This window comes from Microbacterium sp. AC026 (assembly GCF_979258475.1).
The window spans coordinates 1553113-1572897 of the sequence record NZ_OZ409857.1 but is presented as its reverse complement, the minus strand read 5'-3'; the positions used below and the strand labels follow the sequence as shown (position 1 = coordinate 1572897).

At 68.2% G+C, this 19785-nt stretch carries 18 protein-coding genes, 1 tRNA gene and 1 pseudogene; 17 read left to right on the top strand and 3 right to left on the bottom strand.

Going from position 1 to position 19785, the window contains the following annotated elements; all coding sequences use genetic code 11:
• Nucleotide 1 precedes the first annotated feature (1 nt).
• Nucleotides 2-649 (bottom strand): LysE family translocator, encoded by a 648-nt coding sequence (locus ACZZ93_RS07900; protein ID WP_072590739.1) that lies wholly within the window; start codon nucleotides 647-649, stop codon nucleotides 2-4.
• A 209-nt stretch (nucleotides 650-858) separates the two neighbouring features.
• Here ACZZ93_RS07900 and ACZZ93_RS07895 point away from each other — a divergent pair, with 209 nt between their 5' ends.
• From ACZZ93_RS07895 to ACZZ93_RS07870, 6 genes are all read left to right on the top strand, one after another.
• A complete protein-coding gene (locus ACZZ93_RS07895) occupies nucleotides 859-3384 on the top strand; it encodes a prealbumin-like fold domain-containing protein (protein ID WP_463510806.1) in 2526 nt (841 codons plus the stop codon).
• 67 nt (nucleotides 3385-3451) lie between these two features.
• Nucleotides 3452-4933, top strand: a complete 1482-nt coding sequence (locus ACZZ93_RS07890) for a SpaH/EbpB family LPXTG-anchored major pilin (RefSeq protein WP_053098784.1) — start codon at nucleotides 3452-3454, stop codon at nucleotides 4931-4933.
• Between the two features lie 100 nt (nucleotides 4934-5033).
• Nucleotides 5034-5996, top strand: coding sequence for a class C sortase (locus ACZZ93_RS07885; protein WP_463510805.1), 963 nt, complete (start codon nucleotides 5034-5036; stop codon nucleotides 5994-5996).
• On the top strand, nucleotides 5993-6373 hold the full coding sequence (locus ACZZ93_RS07880) for a hypothetical protein (RefSeq protein WP_463510804.1): 381 nt from the start codon (nucleotides 5993-5995) through the stop codon (nucleotides 6371-6373). The genes ACZZ93_RS07885 and ACZZ93_RS07880 overlap by 4 nt, the downstream gene beginning before the upstream one ends.
• Complete coding sequence (locus tag ACZZ93_RS07875) at nucleotides 6370-6585, top strand: hypothetical protein (RefSeq protein ID WP_463510803.1); 216 nt, start codon at nucleotides 6370-6372, stop codon at nucleotides 6583-6585. Before ACZZ93_RS07880 ends, ACZZ93_RS07875 begins: the two co-directional genes overlap by 4 nt.
• 259 nt (nucleotides 6586-6844) lie before the next feature.
• The gene (locus ACZZ93_RS07870; RefSeq protein ID WP_463510802.1) at nucleotides 6845-8743 is read left to right on the top strand and encodes a sigma-70 family RNA polymerase sigma factor; all 1899 of its coding nucleotides are present in this window, start codon (nucleotides 6845-6847) and stop codon (nucleotides 8741-8743) included.
• 4 nt (nucleotides 8744-8747) lie between these two features.
• On the opposite strand, the gene ACZZ93_RS07865 is transcribed toward ACZZ93_RS07870, so the two are convergent.
• Nucleotides 8748-10214, bottom strand: coding sequence for a PucR family transcriptional regulator (locus tag ACZZ93_RS07865; protein WP_463497917.1), 1467 nt, complete (start codon nucleotides 10212-10214; stop codon nucleotides 8748-8750).
• Nucleotides 10215-10486: 272 nt separating this feature from the next.
• On the opposite strand from ACZZ93_RS07865, the gene ACZZ93_RS07860 reads away from it, so the two are divergent.
• From ACZZ93_RS07860 to ACZZ93_RS07820, 9 genes and pseudogenes are all read left to right on the top strand, one after another.
• Nucleotides 10487-10882, top strand: coding sequence for an RNA polymerase sigma factor (locus ACZZ93_RS07860; RefSeq protein WP_463510801.1), 396 nt, complete (start codon nucleotides 10487-10489; stop codon nucleotides 10880-10882).
• Complete coding sequence (locus ACZZ93_RS07855) at nucleotides 10777-12522, top strand: Ig-like domain-containing protein (protein WP_463510800.1); 1746 nt, start codon at nucleotides 10777-10779, stop codon at nucleotides 12520-12522. The genes ACZZ93_RS07860 and ACZZ93_RS07855 overlap by 106 nt, the downstream gene beginning before the upstream one ends.
• Nucleotides 12523-12596: 74 nt before the next feature.
• Nucleotides 12597-13900: pseudogene (locus ACZZ93_RS07850) on the top strand (cysteine desulfurase).
• Complete coding sequence (gene sufU / locus ACZZ93_RS07845) at nucleotides 13897-14331, top strand: Fe-S cluster assembly sulfur transfer protein SufU (protein ID WP_056276906.1); 435 nt, start codon at nucleotides 13897-13899, stop codon at nucleotides 14329-14331. The pseudogene ACZZ93_RS07850 and the gene sufU overlap by 4 nt, the downstream one beginning before the upstream one ends.
• A gap of 31 nt (nucleotides 14332-14362) precedes the next feature.
• Nucleotides 14363-15310, top strand: a complete 948-nt coding sequence (locus ACZZ93_RS07840; RefSeq protein WP_372983838.1) for a GNAT family N-acetyltransferase — start codon at nucleotides 14363-14365, stop codon at nucleotides 15308-15310.
• 56 nt (nucleotides 15311-15366) lie between these two features.
• A complete protein-coding gene (locus ACZZ93_RS07835; RefSeq protein WP_285365206.1) occupies nucleotides 15367-16008 on the top strand; it encodes an NADPH-dependent F420 reductase in 642 nt (213 codons plus the stop codon).
• A gap of 136 nt (nucleotides 16009-16144) precedes the next feature.
• A complete protein-coding gene (locus ACZZ93_RS07830) occupies nucleotides 16145-16795 on the top strand; it encodes a GntR family transcriptional regulator (RefSeq protein ID WP_053098794.1) in 651 nt (216 codons plus the stop codon).
• Nucleotides 16796-16946: 151 nt separating this feature from the next.
• Complete coding sequence (locus ACZZ93_RS07825; protein ID WP_072590746.1) at nucleotides 16947-17192, top strand: hypothetical protein; 246 nt, start codon at nucleotides 16947-16949, stop codon at nucleotides 17190-17192.
• Between the two features lie 10 nt (nucleotides 17193-17202).
• Entirely contained in the window at nucleotides 17203-18066 is an 864-nt protein-coding gene (locus ACZZ93_RS07820) for a hypothetical protein (protein WP_372983839.1), read from the top strand.
• A 1-nt stretch (nucleotide 18067) separates the two neighbouring features.
• Here ACZZ93_RS07820 and ACZZ93_RS07815 read toward each other — a convergent pair whose 3' ends face one another.
• On the bottom strand, nucleotides 18068-18907 hold the full coding sequence (locus ACZZ93_RS07815; protein WP_372983840.1) for an SDR family NAD(P)-dependent oxidoreductase: 840 nt from the start codon (nucleotides 18905-18907) through the stop codon (nucleotides 18068-18070).
• Nucleotides 18908-19035: 128 nt separating this feature from the next.
• Between ACZZ93_RS07815 and ACZZ93_RS07810 the strand changes: the two genes are divergently transcribed.
• Together ACZZ93_RS07810 and ACZZ93_RS07805 are read left to right on the top strand one after the other, a co-directional pair.
• Complete coding sequence (locus ACZZ93_RS07810) at nucleotides 19036-19617, top strand: asparagine synthase (protein WP_072590748.1); 582 nt, start codon at nucleotides 19036-19038, stop codon at nucleotides 19615-19617.
• A gap of 66 nt (nucleotides 19618-19683) precedes the next feature.
• A tRNA-Arg gene (locus ACZZ93_RS07805) sits at nucleotides 19684-19756 on the top strand.
• Nucleotides 19757-19785 lie beyond the last annotated feature (29 nt).

Below are 19785 nucleotides of genomic sequence, written 5' to 3'. Positions count from 1 at the left end.
CTCAGGCGTTCGCAGGCTTGTCGTTCCATAGCAGGAGGAACGCGCCGAGCCCGATCATGAGCACGCCGCCGGTGGCGCCCATCGCCTCGATGCGTCGCGGAGAGCGTCCGAACCATTCGCGCGCGGCGCTCGCCAGCAGCACCCAGATCGCATCGCACGCCACTCCGATCGCGACGACGATCGTGCCGAGCACGAAGAGCTGCATCGGCACCGACCCTGCGTGCAGGTCGACGAACTGAGGAAGGATCGCCAGGAAGAAGGCGATCGACTTGGGGTTGGTGACCCCGACGACGAACCCCTCACCGAGCAGACGCACGCCTGATCGCCGTGCCACAGGTCCTGTCACCGTGGCCGCGGCATCTTTTCGATGCCGGATGGCCTGGACGCCGAGGAAGACGAGGTAGCCGGCGCCCAGCACCTTCACGATCGTGAACAGCACGATCGACTGCGCCACGACGGTGCCGACGCCCAAGGCGACGGCGACGACGAGCAGGATCGAGCCGAGCGCCGTGCCCAGGATGCTGAGGAACCCGCCCAGTCTCCCCAGGGCCATCGCCCGGCCGATCGTGAACAGCACTGTCGGTCCGGGGATCACGACCATGACGAACGCGGCCACGACGAAGGTCGCGAGGGTCTCGGCGCTGAACATGGTGCGAGCTTAGGGCAGCCCGAAGAGGCCCCCGAAAAGTTTTCTCCCACGCCCGTCATAAAAAGTCCGCGCCGGGGTCTGGGTATGTGACGGGCGGCTTCTGCTTCCTGTCTCGCACTGGGGACACACACGACTTTCGGGGACAGGCATCCGCCTCTCGCGCTCCGCCGTATCCGGCGGGCCGAGGGCATGCCGGGATTGGGACATTCATGAGCATTCGCTCGCACCACCGCACGACGGAGCGGCCATTACGCTCCGCAGTCGCGCCTCGCCGACGGGCGATCACGCGGCTGCTCGGCGTGCTCGCCATCGCCGGCGTGCTCGTCGCCGGAGCGACGCTCGCCCCCAACAGTGGAATCACAGCCGCGGCGACGGTGCCCGGCACACCGGGAACGCCTCAGCCGGGTACTCCGGTGTACACCGAGGACTTCTCGAACCAGAGCGCAGCACTCGCCGCACGGTCGATCACCACGTACGTCGGCGGTGCGGCAGCCGCGAACTCGACGTACACGGCTTCGACGCAGTACACCCCGGCCGGCAACCAGTGCAACGGCTGGATCATGAGCGGTGCGACTCCGACGGCGCCCGTCACTGACCTGGGCTGCCTGAACAACGTCAGCACGACGTGGACGACGCTGCAGCAGATGGCTCGTGCGCTCGGAGTCGCGCAGGGCCAGACGACGACGCAGGCCGCGACCAACCAGGTGCTGACGTCGTACACGAATGCGACGAACGGAGCGATCGCCGCGGGCACGCAGTTCCGTACGGTCAACACCATCCCGGCCATCGGCGGTCACTACTACGCGGTCTCCGCATACTTCGCTGCGGTCAACTGCCCCGCAGCCGGCGGAGCGAACCAGCCCAAGGAGACCTTCAGCCTCCTCGTGAACGGCACCCCGATCACCCTGAGCACAGGACTGAACCCGTGCACGAACAACACGGTCTGGGAGACGCAGATCGCGAAGCTGCAGTCGGCCGCCTACCAGGTGCCCGTCGGAACCACGGCGAACCTCGGTCTGATGCTCTACAACGCGACGGCCACCGGCGCGGGCAACGACGTCGCCTTCGATCTGCCGCAGATCGTCGATGTGACCCCACAGCTCGACAAGGCGTTCAGCCCGACCGTGATCACCAACGGCTCGACCTCGAAGATGACGCTGACCGTCACGAACACGACCGACCTGATGGCCAAGAGCGATTGGACCATCACCGACGCGCTGCCGACGAACCTCAAGATCGCGGCGGCCCCGAACGTCGGCGGCACCTGCACGCAGCGCACCGGTGCGGCTTATGTGGTCACGGCGCCGGCCGGCGGAACCTCGGTGTCGGTCACCGGCGGCGACCTCGCCCTTGGACAGGCATCGTGCACGATCACGGTCGATGTCACTTCGACGGTGAACGGCACCTACATCAACGGCCCCGCCAACATCACGACGAACCTGAACCCGCCGGCCAACGCGTCGCTCGAGGTCATCCAGCCGTCGATCGACATCGTCAAGAGCATCACCGCCGTGAACGGCGTCGCCGTGACGAGCGACACCGATCCCGACAAGGTGTACTCGAAGGTCGGCGACGTCATCACCTACAGCTTCGTGGCGACCAACACGACTCCCAAGGCCGCGACGAACACGACGCTCAACACGAACCTCACGAACGTGCGGATCACCGAGGACACGTTCTCGGGTGCGGGCGACATGACGACGCTGTCCTGCACACCGATTCAGGGATCCACACTCGCCAGTGGCGCCAAGATGACCTGCACGGCCACCTACGTGGTGCAGCAGGCGGACCTCGACAGCGCTCCGCTGACGAACGTCGCACGGGCCACCGGAACGCCGGCGGTCGGACCGAACGTCACGGACACCGATGACGAGATCATCCCCGCCACCTGGACGCCCGCTCTCGTGCTCGACAAGACCGCCTCGGTCGTGGACATCGATCAGGACGGCGTGACCGGGCTCGGCGACCACATCATGTACGCGTTCACCGTCACCAACACCGGAAACATCACGGTCGCGAACATCACCGTGGTCGATGACCGCCTGACGCAGCGCAACATCACCGTCACCTGCACGCCCACGACGATCGCGCCGACCCAGATCTCGACGTGCGCCGCGAATGCGCCGTACGTCATCGGCCAGGCAGACGTCGACGCGAAGAAGGTCATCAACACGGCCTACTCCACGGGAACCGACCCCAAGGGCGGTCCGGTGCGCTCGAACAACGACAGCACCGAGACCCCCGTCGAGCCGTTCCGCATCCCGCTGAAGGTCGAGAAGGTCGGCGAAGCGGCAGCGAACACCTGGGTGCGCATGGACGGCTCCTCGTTCGCGGTGCTCGCAGACGCGAACGGGCAGCCGGGCACGGCGCTTCCCTTCACCATCAACGGGGTCGAGACCGGTCTGTTCCAGATCGACAGCATCCCGGCCGGTACGTACTGGTTGAGCGAGCTGACGGCACCCGACGGGTTCAGCCTGCTCGCCGCTCCCGTGAAGTTCGTCATCAACCCGGACCGCACGGTGAGCATCACCGCAGGCGGCGATCAGGCGGTGACCTCCACCGGTCAGATCATCACGGTGCGCGACGTGCCGGCGCTGACCCTTCCGACCACCGGAGGGACGGGCGCACTGCCCTACATCCTCGCCGGTTCCCTGACCGTGCTCGGCGCGGGCGGGCTGGCCCTCTGGGTCCGCCGACGCAACACACGTGCCGACACCACAGACCCGCAGATCTGATCTGCACTTCTCACAATCCACCATCTGCAACCCACCAGGGCGACCTGGCCACCTAGAGAGAGACACAGTGAACACTCCCAACAACGGACGCGGATCCCGCGTCGCGGCAGGTCTGCTCGTCGCAGGCGTCGCCGCGCTGACCCTCGCAGCGCCTGCAAGCGCCGCGACGCCCAACCTCGTCGACCCGGACGCCGTCGGTTCGCTGACGATCCACAAGTTCGAGGCACCCGAGACGCCCACCGGCCTGCCGAACGACGGCACCGAGCAGAACGTCGCACTGGCACCGCTGCCGGGCGTGGGCTTCACGGTCTACAAGGTCGACACGATCGACCTGACGAGCAACCAGGGCTGGGTCGACGCGAACGATCTCGCCGACCTGAACCCCGACAGCGTCGCTGACATCACGGCTGCCGGATACACGGCCAGCGCGATCGGCGGTCAGACCCTGACCGACGCGAACGGTGAGATCGCCCTGGCGAACCTCGACCTCGGCCTCTACTTCGTGGTGGAGACCGCTCCGCTCGCTGGCTCCACCGGCGTGGCCCCGTTCCTCGTGACGGTCCCGTTGACGGACCCGGCCGATGACAGCACGTGGCTGTACGACGTGCACGTCTACCCGAAGAACGCCCTCACCGAGGCGACCAAGACCGTCGAGGACTCGGCCGACATCAAGCTCGGCGACGAGATCGACTTCACGATCACGGCAGGCATCCCCAACGTCGCAGTCATCGACGGCTACAAGATCGTCGACACGCTCGACGCCAAGCTCGACTACGTGAGCGCCGCTGTGACGCTCGTCGACGGGACCCCGCTCGCTGCGGGTGACTACACGGTCGTCCACGACGCCGCCACCAACGCGGTGACGGTCGAGTTCACCGCTGCGGGTCGCGCAGTTCTCGCGGCTCACCCGGCCACCGAGGTTCAGGTCGTCATCACCGCCGAGGTCAACACGGTCGGCGAGATCGCCAACACGGCAGTGCTCTACCCGAACGCCGGTTCGTACACGGTCGCACCGGGCGAGCCCGGCGGACCCACCGTCACCCCCGAGGTCATCACCAAGTGGGGCGACATCACGGTCGAGAAGACCGACAAGGCCGGCGCACCGCTCACCGGTGCAGTGTTCTCGGTGTACCCGACCCAGCAGGACGCGATCGACGGCACCAACGCCATCGCTCTCGCCGGTTCGACCGAGTTCGCGGTCGCCGCTGACGGCACCGTGACCATCTCGGGTCTGCGCTACTCCGACTGGGCTGACAACGCCACCGTCGCCGTGGGCGAAGACGGCTACCAGTCGTACTGGCTCGCTGAGATCGTCGCACCCGACGGATTCGAGCTGCTCGCAGCTCCGATCGAGTTCACCGTCACCGCCGCCACCTCGGCTGTGGGCGTCGACCTCGAGGTCGTCAACGTTCCCTCGAACGCCGGCTTCACCCTGCCGCTGACCGGTGGCACCGGCACGACCCTGTTCCTCGCCGGCGGCGTCATGCTGCTCGGTGGAGCGGTCCTGCTCGCCATCCGCAGCCGTCGCAAGGCCGCAGCACAGGCGTAACCCGAAAGACCGGCCGTGCGGGGAGGTGAAGAGATCCCTTCCCCGCACGGCCCATTCGTTTCCACCTACTTCTTCTCCAGCTCCGATCAGAAAGCGCAGCATGACCCTCATCGACGCGTCCGCACCGGACGCCCCAGCGCGACCCGCTACGGGTGCCACCGCCCAGAAGGCGCGGTGGGGATGGAGCCAGTCGATCGTCATGCTCATCGCGACCATCGGCATCGTGGTCCTCGTCTACCCGACCGCGGCCTCCTGGTTCTCGGCCTGGTCTCACGACACCGACGTCGACGGGTACATCGAGTCCGTCGAGCAGATCCCCGATGAGGCGGTCGACGAGATGCTCGCCGCCGCTGAGGAGTACAACGAGAATCTTCCGACCGGGCCGCTGCGCGACCCGTATGCCCTCGGAGCAGACGGACAGCAGACGGCGATCGGCGAGGGGGCCTCGGCGTACTTCGACACTCTGACCACCGAGGGAACCGACACGATGGCGCGGATTCGCATTCCGAGCATCCACGTCGATCTGCCGGTCTTCCACGGCACCGATGAAGACACACTGTCTCGCGGTATCGGGCACCTCTACGGCTCATCGCTTCCTGTCGGTGGACCGGGGACGCATTCGGTGCTCACCGGCCACAACGGCTTCGTGCAGGCCACCCTCTTCGATGACATCGATGAACTCGTCGAGGGCGACGTCATCATCGTCAGCGCACTGGGCGAAGACCTCTACTACGAGGTCGATCAGACCAAGACCGTTCTTCCCGACGACGCGGAAGACCTGCGTCAGGTCGCCGGCAAGGACTACCTCACGCTCGTCACGTGCACGCCCACCGGCGTCAACACGCACCGCCTGCTCGTGCGCGCAGAGCGCATCGATGCTCCGACCGAGGACTCCGCCGTGACGACCATCGCGGACACCACCGACCCCGCCGGCTTCCCGTGGTGGGCACTGCTCGTCGTCGGAGTGCCGGCACTCACGTTCATCGTCGTCAAGCCTCGCCGTGCCCGGAAGAACCGCAGCGGCCGACGAGCGACGCACGTGTCCGCTGGCTCCGACTCATGACGGTCGACGTCGCAGTGGACCGCACCGCCGCGAACGGCGACGAACCCGGCGAGCCCGTGACACGCCGCCGCCCGCGGCGACGTATCGGTCTGCTGTCGACCAGCATCCTGCTCGTCGGACTGGGAGCATCCTTCCTCTCCGCATCCGTGCTCGCCCCCGATGCGGTCGACAAAGTGACCGGTGACGTCAAAGTCTCGGTGCTGAAGACGTTCCATGAGGTCTTCGCGCCCGACGAGCTTCCCGTCATCAGGCTCGGGGTCGAGGGCGGGATGGTCGAGCTCGACCGATGCGACGGCACGTTCACCGAGATGGTCAGCTACCGCATCGACGACGTGCTGCCGCTGTTCGCCGCACACAACAACTGCGGGGAGACGTGATCCTCGGCTGGGAGCTCGGTCAGCGGGTCACCGTCGAGGGCTCCGACATGATCTACGAGGTGGTCGAGGAGCGGCACACGCCCAAGTGGTCGAACGTCGAAGAACTCACCGGTATGACGGGGGAGTTCATGGTCCAGACGTGCTTCTACGGCGAGAACAAGATGCGCTTCCTGTCGCTCGCGCCCGTGGACCCGGCGGCGAGCGGCAGCTGATGTCCTGCACAGCGAGAATCTCGGGTTCTGACCGTCACGATTTCCGGTCATACCGGTCTTGTAGGTATGGCCATCGGCCTCGCGTCGGGTTCCCGGCCGACGCCCGCACAGCAGAGGTCGACCACTCCCCGGCCGAACCTTCTCAGAGCGGATTCGACCCTTACGAGAGTCGGAGGGACGAGGCATCCCCACTGCCTCGTCCCTCAACCGTCTTCGGCGCTGCGCTCGCGATGCCGGACTCGACAGCATCCGGAGCAGCATGATCCTCGGTAAGTATCTCGACGACGACGACATCTCGGGTGAGCCGTCCGATGCCGAGATCATCGAGGCGGTGCGGGGTGGCGACATCGGCGACTTCGCCCTCCTGTGGCGCCGGCATGTCGAATCCGCGCGCCGAGCCGCCCGAGCGATCTCGCCCTCGGCGGATCCCGACGATCTCGTGAGCGAGGCGTTCGCGTCGATACTCCGGGTGACCAAGGCGGGCGGCGGGCCGAGCGACGCGTTCCGGCCGTATCTCCTCGCCACGCTGCGCAACACGGCCGCGCGCTGGTCCCGCAACGGGACCGACCTGTCGATCGACCTGATCTCGGAGGGCGATCTGTCGTCGGAGGGCGGCGATGCCTTCGAGCGCATCGCCGAGCGATCCAGCATCGCGGCCGTGTTCGGCACGCTGTCGGCTCGGCATCGCACGCTGCTCTGGTATCTCGAGGTCGAGGGCATGAAGCCGCGAGAGCTCGCGCCCCTGATGGGGATGACGGCCAATGCGGTCTCCGCTCTGGCGGCGCGCGCACGCGACAGCTTCAAACGCGCCTGGCTCGAGGCGCACATCCACGATCCCTCGCGGTCTGAGGACTGCAGGTGGTTCTGCGAGCGCGTGGTCGACCGTCGCGGTCGTCCGGTCGCGGTCGGCGACGCCGACCGTTTCAGAGAGCACATGAGCGTGTGCGGCGGATGCCGGATCGTCGCCGCGGAGATCGATACCGTCTCGCAGCGGCTGCGGGCGATCCTGCCTGCCGCGCTGTTGGGAGGCGTGGCGGCGGCGATCTACACCGGTGATGCCTCCGCGGAGGCGCAGGTCATGGGCGCGAGCTCCGTGGTGGGGTCCACCGGGTCGTCTGGCTGGGCCGATGCAGCAACCTCCTCGATCGGCGCGGGGGCGCCTGTCGCCGCGCACGGAGCAGCGGCGGTGGTACCGGCCGGTGGCTTGGCCGCCTTGGCGGCGACCGCCGTCGTCGTGGTCGGCGCCGTCATCCTGGCGGGCAGCGTCCTGAGTCTGTCGGCCGAGGAATCGGACGATTCGGAACTCACCCGGTCGATCTCCGAGGCGTCGGTCTCCGGTGAGGCGGGCCCGGTTCTCGAAGATCTGCCGCGCTTCCCGACTCAGCCGCCCGCATCGGAGCCGATGCCCGAACCGCAGCCCCTGCCGTCGCCGGAGCCCGAGGTCGATGCGGGACTGGAGCCCGATTCGGACGCGAGCCGTGAACCGGAGACTCCAGGACCCGGCGAGAGGCAGCCCCCACTGACCCCGCTCAGTATCGCCCCGGCCCCGTCGACAGCGGTTCCGACCCCGACTCCGACCCCGACCGACGCTCCGTCGGAGACACCGCCGCCCATCGACCTGGCGGAGTTCCGCATCACCCGGTCGATCGCCCAGGACTCTCTCGTGCCGGATCTGATCGAGGGGGTCGGCGCTGCAGGCGCGGTCGTCACGGTGACCGACGAGAGCGGCGTCATGCTCGACACCGGGGTGATCGACGAGGACGGCGCATTCGTGCTCGACGTCTCGGGCGAAGCCCTGCGTCAGGGCATGACGCTCAGCGTGAGGCAGTACGACGCGGCGACCGGAGTCACCGAGTGGGCGGAGGCGATGGGGCCGCTCACCTTCGCGACGCCCACGATCGCGGCCGCGGACCAGGACGCCTGTCCTGAGGCGTCCCTCGGCGCGGTCAGCTGTCTGCATCTGAGCGCCGCACCGGATGCATGGGTCGAGCTGCTCGATGAGCAGGGGCGATCGCGCACTGTGCGGCTCGCGACCGACGACATCGACGGGATCGTCGTGCGATCCGGTGTCGGTGAGCCGTTCGTCGCCGCCCGGTACATCGAGCCGTCCACGGGTCGTGCCGGAGTGACCGTGCTGCTGCCGGCGGCGATCGAATGAGTCCTCACACTGCGGTGCGCGCGGTCGCCGACAGCCGGAGCCAGAGCCAGAGTCGCGTGGCCGGCGAATCGATGTCGATCCCGAGCTCGTTGCGCACGACATCGAGCCGATACCGGACGGTGTTCTGGTGAACGTGCAGTGCGCTGGCGGTCTCACGCACACTGCCGAGCTGGTCGAGGAAGACCCGCATGGTGTGCGTCAGACGGGTGCCCTGCGCGGCATCATGCTCGGCGAGGATGCTCGCGGCGTCGCCGACCGTGGCATCCAGGCCGTCGATCAGGTCGGCGACCTGGAGGATCGCCAGGCGATCGCGCATCTCGTCGAAGGTCGCGATGCGGGGCTCATGGTCGTCGCGGAGCGACGAACTCACGAGCACGCCGGCCGTGGCCCCGGCCTCACGATAGGAACGGCCGATGCCGTTGATGTCGTACGCGCGCGTGCCGATGCCGGCGATCAACGCGTCGTCGATCCGGATCACCGCCTGGGTGAAGGTCTCGACCGCAGCGGCGTTCGGGCCCGGGATGAGCGTCACGACCTCCGAGCCGACGACCGCGCTGTGGGAGCCGGGGAAGGCGGCGCCGGACACGCTCATCGCCAGATGGAGTACTCGCTGCAGACCGCGCATCGCCTCCACCTCGTCGAACGTGGTGATCCGGAAGCACACGACCGTGCATCCGGCTTCGGGACGGATGAGGAGCTGCGACGCCGCGCCGCGGGCATGCCGTCGATCTTCGAGAAGCGTGCGGAGCAGGTCGGATGTCCGACGGTCCCGGTCGCCCGCCTCCGCTCGAGCACGAAGCAGATGCTGGGCCACGATCGGTTCCATCTCCTCCAGCAGGGACCGGGTCCGGGCGGCCGGCGATGGATCGATCTGGATCACCCAGAGAGAGCCGAGCAGCTCGCCGGACGCTCGCACGGCGATCCCGACGCGTCCGAACTCGTCGGTGCTCGAGGGGAAGTGCCGTGCCTCGCTGGCGCGGAGCAGCGACCGGTAGCGCGAGTCGGATGCGATCGAGATGTCCTCCTGCAGCAGCAGAGTGGTGCGTCGACGGACGTCGTCGATCGGCTGCTCGCTGTGCGTGGAGTAGCCGACGATCTGACCGGTCGAGTCGACGATGCTGACGGCGCCGTCCGCGAGGGTGGCGATGGCGTTGGCGAGGCCGAAGAGGTCTCCCAGTCGCACACCCGAGACCCGGCCGATCGAGTGACCGCTCAGCAGCGACCGCAGGACGTTCGCCAGCTGTGCCCAGTCCCCGTCACTGTGGTGGAGGACAGGCAGGGCGACGTGCAGATCGAGGGCAGTGCGCTCCAGGCCATCGCCGTCATCGGGAGGGCGCACCACAAGCGCGGCCGCCCCGACATCGGCCAGCTCGGCGACGAGGGCCGGAACGCTCGTCGTCGCGACACCGGCCCCGAGGACGATGCGATCGGTGTAGTCGGATGCGGATGCCGACGGATCGTAGAACTCCACGCCCACGTACGTCCTGGCATCGAGCCGCGTGCTTCGACGGGGAGAAGAGCCTCCCGTCGCTCAGGCGAAGCGCGTCGCGCAACGTCGGGGCTTCGGCGCGGATGTCATCGAAGGCCATGGAATCTTCTCTATTCGGTGTCAAGAACTCTCGTATGAATCTACATACCGGTCAGATCGCGATGTCGCGAGACTGACAGTAAGAAGTCGAAAGGGATCCCTGTGAACGACCCGTCCGTTGCTCCTGCCTCGATTCGCGCCGAACGGGTCGCGCCATGAGCTCGTCGACAGTGCGCGAGCGGCGCACGCGGATCGATCCCGAGACGAGTGACGACGAGCTCGTCCTCGCGACCCGAGCGGGGAACAGCAGTGCGTTCGGCGTGCTGTGGGATCGTCACTCGCCGGCAGCTCTCCGCGCGGCGCGTTCGATCACGAGCTCGATCGACCCCGAGGATCTCGTCAGTGAGGCGTTCGCCAAGACCTTCAGCGCGATCCGCAATGGCGGAGGTCCGACGGATGCGTTCCGTCCCTACATCTTCGCGGCCGTGCGCAGCGCGGCCGCCACATGGGAGGAAAGCAGAAGGACGTCGTCGCGCTCGAATACATCGAGGAGCTTCCGACCGAGCACACGGAGGATTCGCTCGACCTGCTCTCTGACAAGGCGCTGCTGACGGTGGCGTTCAAGGACCTCCCCGAACGGTGGCGCACACTGCTCTGGTACCTCGAGGTCGAGGGCATGAAGCCGCGTGAGATCGCGCCGCTCATGGGCATGACTCCCAACGCCGTCTCGGTGCTGGCGGCCCGGGCGCGCGAGGGCTTCAAGCTCGCCTGGCTGCAGGCCCACATCAAGGAACCGGGACGTGACCCGGAATGCCGGTGGGTCTGCGAGCGCATCGTGGCGCAGGGGCGCAGGCGCCATGTGGCGCGTGCCGACCGAGCGCGATTCGACGCGCACCTGGAGCGCTGCCAGCGGTGCACGATGGCGAGCGCCGAGATCGAGCAGGCGTCATCGAAGCTGCGCGCCGTGCTGCTTCCCGTGATCATCGGCGGACCGGCGGCGTTAGCCTATTCGGTCGGCTCTCCTGCGCCTGCGACGGCTGCGTCTGCGCCGGCCTGGCTGCCCAGGGGCACCGCTCGATGGCTGGTCGTCGGCGGATCCGTCGCGGCAGCCGGGGCCGTCGTCGCGGTCGCAGCGGTGGCCGCACAGCTGGCGCCCGTGGGCGCGCCGAACGCCGAGGAGTCGTCGACACCTTCGTCCGCGCTCGTCGTCGCATCTCCGGCGCCGATCATGTCGCCCGAATCGACGGCGGTCCCGAGCCCGATCGCGCCGGCGGAGGAGGCCGAGACGGGTGTCGACCCGCATACGCCCGTGACCGTTCCCGAGGAGCACGCCGGCCCCGAGGTCGTCATCGACCCGATCATCGTGGTTCCCCCGGTGGTCGACCCGTCCGTGGTCGCGCCTCCCGCCGGCGGCCCCTCGGTCATCGCGCCTCCCGTCGTGAAGGCGCCGGTCGTCGACCCTCCTGTCGTCGACTCTCCGGTGGTCGAGCCTCCTGTCGTCGACCCTCCGGTCGTCGACCCTCCGGTGGTCGACCCTCCTGTCGTCGACCCTCCGGTGGTCGACCCTCCTGTCGTCGACCCGCCGGTCGTCGAGCCGCCTGCCGTCGACCCTCCGGTCGTCGAGCCGCCTGCCGTCGACCCTCCGGTCGTCGACCCTCCCGTGATCGACCCTCCGGTCATCGAGCCTCCCGTCGTCGAGCCGGTGACGATGGACTGGAGCATCCTGCCGGGGACGACTGTTCCCCCGACCATCACCGGCACGGGAACTCCGGGAGCAGCGGTGCAGATCATCGACGAGACCGGCCTCGTGATCGCCTCCACCCTCGTCGGTCCTGACGGAGATTTCTCGGTGCGCCCCGATGTCGACACGCTTCACCAGGGCATGTCGATCTCGATGCGCCACACATCCCGGACCACCGGCGTGCGGACGGTGAGTGATCCGACGGGGCGCCTCTACTTCCCGGTTCCGGGGCTCGCCGAAGACTCGGACGGTGCGATCTCCCGCGTCGACTCCGACGGCGACGGGCGACGGGATGACCTCTCGCTCGACGTCCGCGGCGTCGCCGGCTCGACGGCATCCGTGTCCCTGGACGGGGAGACGACATCGCTCGCGCTGCTCGACGACTCCTCGACCATCGTGTCGTTCATCGACATCCGGCCCGGACTCCATCGGATCACCCTGCGCTACGTCGACCCGGCGACGGGGATCCTCGGCATCTCGGACACGGACTACATCCTCGTCGTTCCCTGACCGTCGCCCCGTGTGCGCAGGGCCCCGCGGGGGTGCGCCAGATGAGAAGCTAGAAGGATGAGCATCTCCCGCGAATCCGACGTGATCGCCCCGACGGGGGCGGCCCGCTGACCGATGTCGAGGTGAGGCGACTCCGCGAGGACTTCCCGATCCTGCGCTCCGAGGTCAACGGGCACCCGCTCGTGTATCTGGATTCGGGTGCGACGTCGCAGCGTCCGCTCGCCGTGCTCGACGCCGAACGCGAGTTCGCCACCACCCTCAACGCGGCCGTTCACCGTGGTGCGCACACTCTCGCGGCCGAGGCCACCGAGGTGTTCGAGGACGCTCGGGCCGCCGTCGCGCGGTTCGTGGGTGCCGACGAGGGCGAGATCGTGTGGACGTCGAACGCCACCGAGGCGCTCAACCTCATCGCGTATTCGATCTCGAACGCCTCGCTCGGCCGCGGGGAGCGGCAGCCGAGCGCCTGCGTCTGCGCGAGGGCGACGAGATCGTCACGACCGCGATGGAGCATCACGCCAACCTCATCCCGTGGCAGGAGCTCGCGGCCCGCACAGGAGCGACCCTGCGGGTCATCCCGCTCGACGACGACGGTGCCCTCCGGCTCGACGCCGCCGCAGATCTCATCACCGACCGCACGAAGCTCATCGCCGTCACGCATGTGTCGAACGTGCTCGGCGTCATCAATCCGGTCGAGCATCTTGTGGCGCGTGCGCGCGCCGTCGGCGCGCTCGTCGTGCTCGACGCCTGCCAGTCGGCACCCCATCTGCCGCTGGATGTCCGCGCACTCGACGTCGACTTCGCCGTGGTGTCCGGTCACAAGATGCTCGGGCCGACGGGAATCGGCGCGCTCTACGGGCGGCGCGAGCTGCTCGAGGCCATGCCGCCGTTCCTGACGGGTGGATCGATGATCACCACCGTCACCACGACGGAGGCGGCGTACCTGCCGCCGCCGCAGCGGTTCGAAGCCGGCACCCAGCGGGTGTCCCAGGCGGTCGCGCTCGCCGCGGCGATCGACTATCTGGCGGCGGTGGGGATGCCGCGCATCGCGGCGCACGAGGCTGCATTCGGCGCGCGACTCGTCGAGGGGCTCACGGCCATCGATGGGGTGCGCGTGCTCGGTGCCGGCATCGATCTGCCGCGTGTGGGCCTCGCGAGCTTCGACGTCGAAGGCATCCACTCGCACGATGTCGGGCAGTTCCTCGATGATCGCGGCATCGCGGTGCGTGTCGGACACCACTGCGCACAGCCGCTGCATCGTCGCCTCGGTGTCACCTCCTCGACGAGGGCCAGCACGTACCTGTACACGACCGATGACGAGATCGACGCCGTGATCGACGGCGTCCAGGGTGCGATCGACTTCTTCCGGAGGGGCGCATGAGCGATCTGCAGAACCTGTATCAAGAGCTCATCCTCGATCACTCCCGCACCCCGCACGGGTTCGGGCTCCGGGGTGAGATCGCCGCGCAGTCGCACCAGGTGAACCCGACCTGCGGTGACGAGGTGACTCTGCAAGTGCACCGCGGCGCCGACGGCGGCATCGAGGCGATCGCGTGGGAAGGGCACGGATGCGCCATCTCGCAGGCATCCGCGTCGCTGCTCGCCGAGCTCGCCGAGGGGCTCACGGTCGACGAGCTCGAGATCCGCATCGCCGCGTTCCGCGAGGCGATGCGTTCGCGCGGCAAGATCGAACCGGATGAAGAGCTGCTCGGCGATGCCGCTGCTCTCGGGGGCGTCTCGCGATACGTGGCACGGGTGAAGTGCGCCATGCTCGCCTGGGTCGCTGCGGAGGATGCACTCCACAAGTCCTGAGCACCGAGGCGATGCGGTGCAGGATGGAATCATGCCTCTTGAACTGACTCCTCTCACCGCAGACGCCTTCGACGACTGGCGCGAGGCCACGAGAGCACGACTCGTGTCGCTGCGGCAGGAGTCCGGGATGCACGTCGGCGACGATGCCGTCTCGCACGTGGACGCCGTGCTCGACGAGCTGCTCCCCGCAGGGCACGACACCGAGACCTCGCTCATCCTCACGATCGATGACGGCGACGCCCGGATCGGCACCGTCTGGCTCGCCGCGAACAACGGCGTGCTGTTCATCGTCGATCTCGCGTTCGCGACCGAGCCGAGTGGTCGACAGCTCGACGGCCTCCTCGACGAGCTGACGACGCTCGCGCGGAGGCAGCAGGTCGGTCGTCTGAGTGTCGCCCTGCATTCGTCCGACACCGCTGGTCGCGGTTTCGTCGAGGGGCGGGGATTCGAGGTCGCGTCGATCCAGATGCTTCTCGAACCGCTGCCGTCTCGGGCGGCACAGCCGTCAGACGGCGCGTTCGTCGTGGCGCCGATGACCCCGGAGCGCTTCGCGAGCTTCGCTGCCGCGTCTGAGACGGCCTTTGCGGAAGACCTGGTGGCATCCGGTCGGTATTCGGCGGAGGATGCCGTCGTCGAGTCGCACCGGCAGATGGAGCTCGAGCTGCCGGACGGCATCGATTCGGAGGGGCAGGAGCTGTTCACCGCCCACGTGGACGGCATCGAGGTCGGGGTGCTGTGGATCGGCGTCCGTCGGCGAGGAGGGCGCCCGCACGGGTTCATCCTCGACATCGAGGTCGCCGAGGACCAGCGCCGCAAGGGCTATGGTCGTGATCTCATGCTCGCGGCCGAGCGCGAGGCCGCACGACTCGGTGCCGACTCGATCGGGCTGCATGTCTTCGGTTTCAACGCCTCCGCGATCCGTCTCTACGAGAGCCTCGGCTATCGGCGGGTCGAGGAGCGCTTCCTGCTCACAGTGTGATCGCGACACGCGGGGTCGCGCGGGAATAGCGGCGCGAGACGGGCGTTGGGCCCAACATGACTACTCTCGGAATCATCGGTGCAGGACACATCGGCAGCCAGATCGCACGGGTCGCCGTGGCGAACGGCTACGACGTGGTGATCGCGAACTCCCGTGGACCGGAGACGCTCTCGGATCTCGTCGCAGAACTCGGCGATCGAGCGACTGCCGCAACCGCGGTGGATGCGGCTGCGGCCGGAGACGCCGTGGTCGTCACCGTCCCCCTGGGCAAGATCGACGAGCTGCCGGTCGAGCAGCTCGCGGGCAAGATCGTGCTCGACACGAACAACTACTACTTCGAGCGCGATGGGCACATCGAGGCCCTCGACCGCGGCGAGACCACCACATCGGAGCTTCTGCAGGCGCAGCTGCCGACGTCCCGCATCGCCAAGGCGTTCAACCACATCCTCGCGGCCGACATCACGACCGACGGATCGCCCGCGGGCACACCCGATCGACGCGCCCTCGCCACAGCCGGCGATGACGCCGAGGCCGTCGCCTTCGTCACCCGCTTCTACGACGAGGCCGGCTTCGACACGGTCAACGTCGGACCCCTCAGCGAGTCCTGGAGGGTCGAGCGGGATCGCCCGGCATACGTCGTGCGCCAGAACGCGGACGAACTGACGGCGAACCTCGCGATCGCCAACCGTCTGCCCTGACGGCACGGACGAGGGGAGCGGATGCCGAGGCATTCGCTCCCCTTTCTCTGTCCGCCCCGATGGAGTACCCGTAACATATGCGCCGCGTTGGGATACCAAACTTGTCGGGCGGTTCTCCGAGTGAGACAATTCGGTCATGGCGGGGGTGGGGACTACCGGCGAACTCGAGTCGGTGCGGGTGACGCGCGTTCTTCGCGATGACATCGTGCTCGGTCGGCGCGCCCCCGGTTCCCGGCTGGTCGAACGAGATATCGCGGCCGAGCTCAACGTCTCGCGGCTTCCGGTGCGCGAGGCCATCCGCACTCTCGTCGGCGAGGGAGTGGTCGTCGCACGCCCGCGGACCTGGGCAGTCGTGCGGGAGTTCACGCATCGGGACATCCGGGATTTCGGGGAGGTCCGCGAGGCGATCGAGACCCTGATCTTCGTCTTCGCCGCCGAACGTCACACCGACGAGGGGATCGCGCGGCTTCGGGCGGCCTATGAGCGCGAATTCGCCGCAGCATCCGCGGGCGAGATCGAGGCAGCGCGAATCGCTGCGGGCGAGTTCCACGAGATCTCGGCCGAGCTCGCCGGCAACGAGATGCTGGGCGAACTCATCGCGGTGTTCGTCACACGGCTGCGCTGGCTCTTCGGGCAGCACGACGATCTGCTCGCGATGGCTGAGGAGCATCGGCTGATCCTCGAAGCGGTCGCCGCACGTGACACGGACGCCCTGCGCGTGATGGTCCCGCGCCATCTGGCCAGCGGGCAGGAAGCCGCCGAGCGACGCCTCAGCGACCAGGCATAGTCGATCTGATCGGCCCGGCCCGGCGTGCCGCGCGAACGCAGCGCACGACCGCGCCGCGCGGCCGACCACCGACCGGCCTGGAGAGCGGTCTCCCGCGGGGATATATTGGCCATACGGAATGGTTCCGGAGAGTCGTGTCCTGGGGAGCGATATGAGAGGCGTCGCCGTCGTCGCGGGGGGACTGCTGCTCCTCGGCGGAACGGTGCTCATCGCTGTCGCGGATCAGCAGCGTGTGGATGCCCTCGCCGAGGCGAGGGCGGCTGTCGTCCAGGCGGAAGAGCGGCTCGAGCTCGCGCGCGAGGTGAACCTCCGTCTTGCCGAGCAGCTGACGGCACTGCGCACCACCATCGCCGAACAGGAGACGCTGCTCACCGACACCTCCGGGTTCCTGCCATGAGGCGAACTCTGTGATCCGGCGGTTCCTCTCCGTGACGATCGTCGCAGCAGTGATGCTGACTGCGGGCGTCGTCGGTCGCGCCGCGGCCCTGGACGAGGACAGGGCAGAGGCGATCGCCGAGCTGCGGTCGCTGGCGCAGTCGATCCGTACGGCGGAGATGCGCACGGACCACCTCGACGGATCGATCGCGATCGCCGAGAAGGACACCGCCGCGCGTGCCGCAGTCCTCGAGGTGCGGCCCGCTTTCGTCGACCAGATCGCGGCGCTGACTGCGGCGATCGAGGGAGCAGTCGGCAAGGTCGACACCTCGGCACACAGGGCCTCCGCGCAGTCGGCCCAGCAGTCAGTGCTCGACGAGCGCAAGAACCCGGCGACCGTGGTCGCCGCCACAGCCACCGTGCATGCCCTCATCGACAAGGTGGGTCAGGACATCGGCAGCTGGGAGACGGCGCAGTACGCCGCTCCCTCGGGCCCCGCGTGGGCATCGAGCGGTCCGGACGGGTACGCGCGCGTGCGTGCCGCTCTCGACCAGGTCGGCGGCGGGGGAGTCGGGCTCTACGAATCGGCTTCCTGTGCGGGAGGGACCGCGCCGGCGTGCGCGAACAGCGGCGGCTTCATCAAGTACCGCGCCGACATCGTCGACTGGAGTGCCGACCGACTGAACTGGGCGATGGCGCATGAGCTGGCGCACATCTACCAATTCCGGGTGTGGGGCGCCCTGACGTCGTCAGATGCCTACTACTCCGCGTTCGGAGGAGACGCCGAGTTCCTTGCGAACTGCATGGCGGTGGTTCGCGGATATCCGGGATCTGTCGGGTGCGACGCCGACCAGCAGGCGTGGGCGTCCGGGATCTGGGTCGGCGCAGTCGGCTGACTCAGGCGATCGGCGTCGTCGTGTCGATGGCCTCGCGCAGGGGACGCCGCATGACCCGCCAGTAGCTCGACGGGGCGACGCGGGTGAGCACATCGATCAGTCGCGCCTCGCGTCCGACCATCGTGCGGGCGCGGCGACGTGCGGTCGCGCGCACGATCAGCGCCGCGGCATCCGCGGGCTCCGTGTGGTACATCGCCGCCTGGGCGGCCGCGGCTCGCGCGGCGACGGCCGGCTCGATCGCCGCGGCATACCGTCCGTGCAGGATGATGCCCGTGCGCACGCCGGCGGGATACACCGCTCCCACCGTCACCGAGGTGCCGTCGAGTTCGTGGCGCAGGGCCTCGGAGAACCCGCGCACCGCGAACTTGCTCAGGGAGTAGGGGATGCGTCCCGCGGGGGCTGCCAGCGCGTAGACGCTGGCGAGGTGAGTGATGTGGGCGGCCGGCGCCGCGCGCAGGGCGGGGAGCAGCGCCTTCGTGATCGACACCGTGCCCCAGAGGTTCACATCCGTCAGCCAGCGCATCTCCTCCATGGTCAGCTGGTCGAGGTCGCCGAGCATCGACGAGCCCGCGCACGTGATCAGAGCATTCACCCTGGGGTGCGCCGCGGTGATCTCCGCGGCCGTGGCGAAGACGGCGTCGTCGTCGCGGAGATCGACCACATGGGTGGTGACGATGGCGCCCGTGAGCTCGGCGGCGATGGCTGCGAGGCCGTCGGCGTTGTGGTCGATGAGCGCCAGATGCACGCGTCGGCGAGCGAGCAGCCGGGCGATGTCGGCACCCATCCCGCTCGCAGCGCCCGTGATGACCGTCGTGCTTCCGGTGAGCGTGAGACGCTTCATCGCATCCCTCCTGGCGGCGATCGGGAGAGCAGCCGGTCGTGGAGCGGGTCGGAGAGACCCGATTCCGATCCATTCTGGCCCACTGCATCCCCGAGCGATACCGGTACTCTCGAAGGGAGGAGGTAGGGGTGGGACGAACAGCGGATGCCATCGCCGAAGGCGTTGCGATCGCGACCGCTGCGGCGCGCCTCGCCGTGAAGAATCACATCCTCATCGGCACGATCGCCGAGAACGGCGTCTTCGACACGGACAAGTACGTCGCCGATGCGCGGGAAGCGCTGCGGGCGATGGCCGAGGAGTCCGAAGAGGTCGAGCGCAACCTGACCGAGCTGCGCAAACGCGCTCGCGGTCGCCATTCCGACCCGTCGGGAACACATGACTACCGGGACCGCGACGTGCGCAACCTGCGTCGGAGGGCCAAGCAGTCGCACGGGGTCGCGACCAAGCTGCGCGACATGATGGAGGACGAGGCCGCCCTGCGCGTCATCGTCGAAGAGGCGCGCGAAGGCGCCTGGGCCGACGTGCGGCACAACCTCGATCGTCGGCTGCGCGTCGAAGGCATGCGACCCGATCAGGACCCCGATTACGACCGGATGCGCGAGGCGCGGATGCAGGCGCTGCGACTCGTCGACCTGCAGGCGCTGTCGTCTCTGCAGCGTGCGAAAGCGAAGCGGAAGAACAAGCAGAACACGCCCGACAGTGACGAGTGAGCGCTCGTTTCGCTTTCGCGTCTCGTCTGTTGTAGGCTGTTCTACGGCCCGCTGAGCGGTCCAGGAGCGCCCGTAGCTCAATGGATAGAGCATCTGACTACGGATCAGAAGGTTAGGGGTTCGAGTCCCTTCGGGCGCACATCAGCTGAAACCCCCGTCGCGCAAGCG